The 5,001-nt window shown below is 63.3% G+C and carries 3 protein-coding genes; all 3 read left to right on the top strand.

All coding sequences use genetic code 11. From position 1 onward, the window contains the following. Nucleotides 1-194: 194 nt before the first annotated feature. Genes map through dapC form a run of 3 tightly spaced genes read left to right on the top strand, consistent with a single transcriptional unit; the run spans nt 195 to nt 4,939 of the window. Complete coding sequence (gene map, locus B3361_RS12930) at nt 195-977, top strand: type I methionyl aminopeptidase (RefSeq protein ID WP_009686955.1); 783 nt, start codon at nt 195-197, stop codon at nt 975-977. Between the two features lie 32 nt (nt 978-1,009). Next, nucleotides 1,010-3,712 (top strand): [protein-PII] uridylyltransferase, encoded by a 2,703-nt coding sequence (locus B3361_RS12925; RefSeq protein ID WP_009686956.1) that lies wholly within the window; start codon nt 1,010-1,012, stop codon nt 3,710-3,712. 30 nt (nt 3,713-3,742) lie between these two features. Further along, on the top strand, nt 3,743-4,939 hold the full coding sequence (dapC, locus tag B3361_RS12920; RefSeq protein ID WP_029888073.1) for a succinyldiaminopimelate transaminase: 1,197 nt from the start codon (nt 3,743-3,745) through the stop codon (nt 4,937-4,939). Nucleotides 4,940-5,001: the final 62 nt, after the last annotated feature.

Genomic DNA, 5,001 nt, shown 5'->3' with positions numbered 1-5,001 from the left:
AAAGCAAAAGCAAAAGCAAAAAGCAAAAAGCAGCCGACGCACGATCCGCTTCTTCTTGCCGCTTGCCGCTTGCCGCTTGCCACTTGCCACTTGCCACTTGCCACTTGCAGCTTGCAGCTTGCAGCTTGACGCTCTGATAGAATAAGCCCTTTCCCGTTTGTTCGCGCCGTGCACGGCGCCGTAGAGAGCCTGTAATGACCGTTACCATCAAGACCGCAGAAGACATCGAAAAGATGCGCATCGCTGGCCGCCTGGCTGCCGAAGTGCTGGAAATGATTGAGGAACACGTCAAGCCCGGCGTCACCACAGAAGCGCTGGACCGCCTGTGCCACGACTACATCGTCAATGTTCAGCAGGCCATCCCGGCGCCGCTCAACTACAAAGGCTACCCGAAGTCGATCTGCACCTCGATCAACCATGTGGTCTGCCACGGCATCCCCAATGACAAGCCGCTCAAGGACGGTGACACGCTGAACATCGACGTCACCGTGATCAAGGACGGCTACCACGGCGATACCAGCCGCATGTTCCATGTCGGCACCGTGCCGGCATGGGCCGAGCGCCTGTCCAAGGTGACCCAGGAATGCATGTACAAGGCCATTGAACTGGTCAAGCCAGGGTGCCGCCTGGGCGACATTGGTGAAGTGATCCAGAAGCACGCCGAAAAGAACGGCTTCTCGGTGGTGCGTGAATTCTGCGGCCACGGTATCGGCAAGGTGTTCCACGAAGAACCGCAGATCCTCCACTACGGCCGCGCAGGCACGGGCATGGAACTGAAGGAAGGCATGACCTTCACCATCGAACCCATGATCAACCAGGGCAAGGCCGACACCAAGGTGCTGGGCGACGGCTGGACCGCCATCACCAAGGACCGCAAGCTCTCGGCCCAGTGGGAGCACACCCTGGTGGTGACTGCGACCGGCTACGAGATCTTCACCCTGCGCAAGGACGATACGATCCCGCGCACCTCGGCCTGAGCCCGGCCAACCCACGACAGGAACGTGACGCGATGCCCCAGGTGGACCCCGAACTGTTCGACCGCGGCCAGTTCCAGGCGGAACTGGCCCTCAAGGCGAGCCCTATCGCCGCTTTCAAGAAAGCCATCCGCCTGGCCGGCGAGGTGCTCGACAAGCGTTTCCGCGCCGGCGGCGACATTCGCCCGCTGATCGAGGCCCGTGCCTGGCTGGTCGACAATATCCTGCAACAGGCCTGGAACCAGTTCGACTGGGGGGACCACAGCGGCATCGCCCTGGTTGCGGTGGGTGGCTACGGGCGCGGTGAACTGCACCCGCATTCGGACATCGACCTGCTGATCCTCCTGGGCGCTGCCGAGCATGAACAGTACCGCGACGCCATCGAACGGTTTCTGACCCTGCTGTGGGACATAGGCCTGGAAGTCGGCCAGAGCGTGCGTACCGTGGACGAGTGTGCCGAACAGGCCCGCGCCGACCTCACGGTGATCACCAACCTGATGGAAAGCCGCACCATCGCCGGCCCGGAGCCGTTGCGCCAACGCATGCTGGACGTGACCAGCACCGCGCACATGTGGCCGAGCAAGGAGTTCTTCCTGGCCAAGCGCGCCGAACTCAAGGCCCGCCACCACAAGTACAACGACACCGAGTACAACCTGGAACCCAACGTCAAAGGGTCCCCTGGCGGCCTGCGCGATATCCAGACCGTACTGTGGGTGGCGCGCCGCCAATACGGCACCTTGAACCTGCTCGCACTGGCTGGCGAAGGCTTCCTGCTGGAAAGCGAGAACGAACTGCTGGCCTCGTCGCAGGACTTTCTATGGAAGGTGCGTTACGCCCTGCACATGCTGGCCGGCCGCGCCGAAGACCGCCTGTTGTTCGACCACCAGCGCAGCCTGGCCGAACTGCTGGGCTACCACGACGAGAACCCCAAGCGGGCGATCGAGCAGTTCATGACCCAGTACTACCGGGTGGTGATGAGCATCAGCCAGCTGTGCGACCTGATCATCCAGCACTTCGAGGAGGTCATCCTCGCCGACGAGGACAGTGGCAGCACCCAGCCGCTGAATGCGCGCTTCCGCCTGCATGACGGCTATATCGAGGCCACCCGGCCGAACGTGTTCAAGCGCACGCCGTTCGCCATGCTGGAGATGTTCGTGCTGATGGCCCAGCACCCGGAAATCAAGGGTGTACGCGCCGATACCGTGCGCCTGCTGCGCGAACACCGGCACCTGATCGACGACACGTTCCGCACCGACATCCGCAATACCAGCCTGTTCATCGAGCTGTTCAAGTGCGAGATCGGCATACATCGCAACCTGCGCCGAATGAACCGCTACGGCATCCTGGGGCGTTACCTGCCCGAGTTCGGCCTGATCGTCGGGCAGATGCAGCACGACCTGTTCCACATCTATACCGTGGATGCGCACACCCTCAACCTCATCAAGCACCTGCGCAAGCTGCAGTACACACCGGTGTCCGAGAAGTTTCCGCTGGCCAGCAAGCTCATGGGGCGCCTGCCCAAACCCGAGCTGATCTACCTGGCCGGCCTGTACCACGACATCGGCAAGGGCCGCCACGGTGACCACTCGGAGCTCGGTGCAGTAGACGCGCAGAAGTTCTGCGAACGCCACCAACTGCCCGCGTGGGACAGCCGGCTGATCGTCTGGCTGGTGCTCAACCACCTGGTGATGTCTACCACCGCCCAGCGCAAGGACCTGTCCGACCCACAGGTGATCAACGACTTTGCCCTGCACGTGGGCGACGAAACGCGCCTGGACTACCTGTACGTGCTGACCGTGGCCGATATCAATGCCACCAACCCCAGCTTGTGGAACTCGTGGCGCGCCAGCCTGTTGCGCCAGCTTTACACCGAGACCAAGCGGGCCTTGCGCCGTGGCCTGGAAAACCCGCTGGACCGCGAAGAGCAGATTCGCCAAACCCAGTCTGCCGCCCTGGACATCCTGGTGCGCGAGGGCACCGACCCGGACGACGTCGAACAATTGTGGTCGCAGCTGGGCGATGACTACTTCCTCAAGCACACTGCGGCCGACGTAGCCTGGCACAGTGATGCGATCCTGCAGCAGCCCGCCGATGGCGGCCCGCTGGTGCTGATCAAGGAAACTACCCAGCGCGAGTTCGAGGGTGGCACGCAGATCTTCATCTACGCCCCGGACCAGCACGACTTCTTTGCGGTGACAGTAGCGGCCATGTCGCAGCTGAACCTGAACATTCACGACGCGCGAATCATCACCTCAAGCAGCCAGTTCACCCTCGACACCTACATCGTGCTGGACAACGACGGCGGCTCGATTGGCGACAACCCGCAACGGGTGCGGCAGATTCGCGACGGCCTGAGCGAAGCCTTGCGCAACCCCGAGAACTACCCGACCATCATTCAGCGCCGGGTGCCCCGCCAGCTCAAGCACTTCGACTTCCCGCCACAGGTGACCATCCTCAACGATGCCCAACGGCCGGTGACCATTCTGGAGATCACGGCCCCCGACCGCCCTGGCCTGCTGGCCCGGCTGGGGCGGATTTTCCTGGAGTTCGACCTGTCACTGCAGAACGCCAAGATCGCCACCCTCGGCGAACGGGTCGAAGACGTGTTCTTCATCACCGATGCCGACAACCAGCCGCTGTCCGACCCGCAACTGTGCAGCCGCCTGCAGGAAGCTATCGTGCAGCAGCTGCAGGCCGGCCAAGGCAGCGACACCAGCCCGAGCCGCCTGACCATTTAACGATTAGACGATTGACGAGACCTTGCGCCGATGAACCATGCCTTGACCCAGCTTCAGCCCTACCCGTTCGAGAAGCTCCGCGCCCTGCTGGGCGCCGTGAAGCCTGCGGCGGACAAACGCGCCATCGCCCTGTCGATCGGTGAGCCGAAGCACGAATCGCCGGCGTTCGTCGCCCAGGCCATGGCCGACAACCTCGACAAGCTGGCTGTCTATCCCAGCACCCTCGGCCTGCCGGCGCTGCGCCAGGCTATTGGCCAGTGGTGCGAGCAGCGGTTTGGCGTGCCCGCCGGCTGGCTCGACGCCGACCGTCATATCCTGCCGGTCAATGGCACCCGCGAGGCGCTGTTCGCCTTCACCCAGGCCGTGGTCAACCGCGCCGATGACGGCCTGGTGGTCAGCCCGAACCCGTTCTATCAGATCTATGAAGGCGCAGCCCTGCTGGCCGGTGCCACCCCACACTACCTGCCGTGCCTGGAGGCCAATGGCTTCAACCCGGACTTCGACGCCGTGCCGGCCGATGTCTGGCAGCGCTGCCAGATCCTGTTCCTGTGCTCGCCGGGCAACCCGACCGGGGCGCTGGTGCCCATGGACACCCTGAAAACGCTGATTGCCCTGGCCGACGAGCATGATTTCGTGATCGCCGCCGATGAGTGCTACAGCGAACTGTACTTCGACGAAGACGCCCCGCCGCCCGGCCTGTTGAGCGCTTGCGCGGAGCTGGGCCGCAGCGACTTCAAACGTTGCGTGGTCTTCCACAGCCTGTCCAAGCGCTCCAACCTGCCGGGCCTGCGCTCGGGCTTCGTTGCCGGCGACGCCGACATCATCAAGCCATTCCTGCTGTACCGTACCTATCACGGCTGCGCCATGCCGGTGCAAACCCAACTGGCGAGCATCGCCGCTTGGCAGGATGAAGCGCATGTGCGCGAAAACCGCGACCAGTACCGCGCCAAATACGATGCCGTGCTGGAGATCCTGCAGCCGGTACTGGACGTACAGCGCCCGGACGGCAGCTTCTACCTGTGGGCCAAGGTGCCTGGCGACGATGCCGAGTTCACCCGTGACCTGTTCGAAGCCCAGCATGTGACGGTGGTGCCGGGGTCTTACCTTTCGCGGGAAGTGGATGGTGTGAACCCGGGGGCCGGGCGTGTCCGCATGGCCTTGGTTGCACCGCTGGCCGAGTGCATCGAAGCTGCCGAGCGCATTCGCGCGTTTCTGCAAAGCCGCTGACAGGATCGGTGGGCGGTTTGTACGCGGTTCCTGTGGGAGCGGGCGTGAACTGGTCAAGTAAT

It is taken from the genome of Pseudomonas sp. UBA6699 (assembly GCF_002454615.1).
Classification (GTDB): Bacteria; Pseudomonadota; Gammaproteobacteria; order Pseudomonadales; family Pseudomonadaceae; genus Aquipseudomonas; species Aquipseudomonas juntendi.
Note: the sequence above shows the minus strand (reverse complement) of the source record. Positions and strands in the feature narration are given on the sequence as shown.

Coding starts and splice junctions, on each gene's coding strand:
- map (WP_009686955.1), top strand. CDS start 195: ATGACCGTTACCATCAAGACCGCAGAAGACATCGAAAAGATGCGCATC.
- B3361_RS12925 (WP_009686956.1), top strand. CDS start 1,010: ATGCCCCAGGTGGACCCCGAACTGTTCGACCGCGGCCAGTTCCAGGCG.
- dapC (WP_029888073.1), top strand. CDS start 3,743: ATGAACCATGCCTTGACCCAGCTTCAGCCCTACCCGTTCGAGAAGCTC.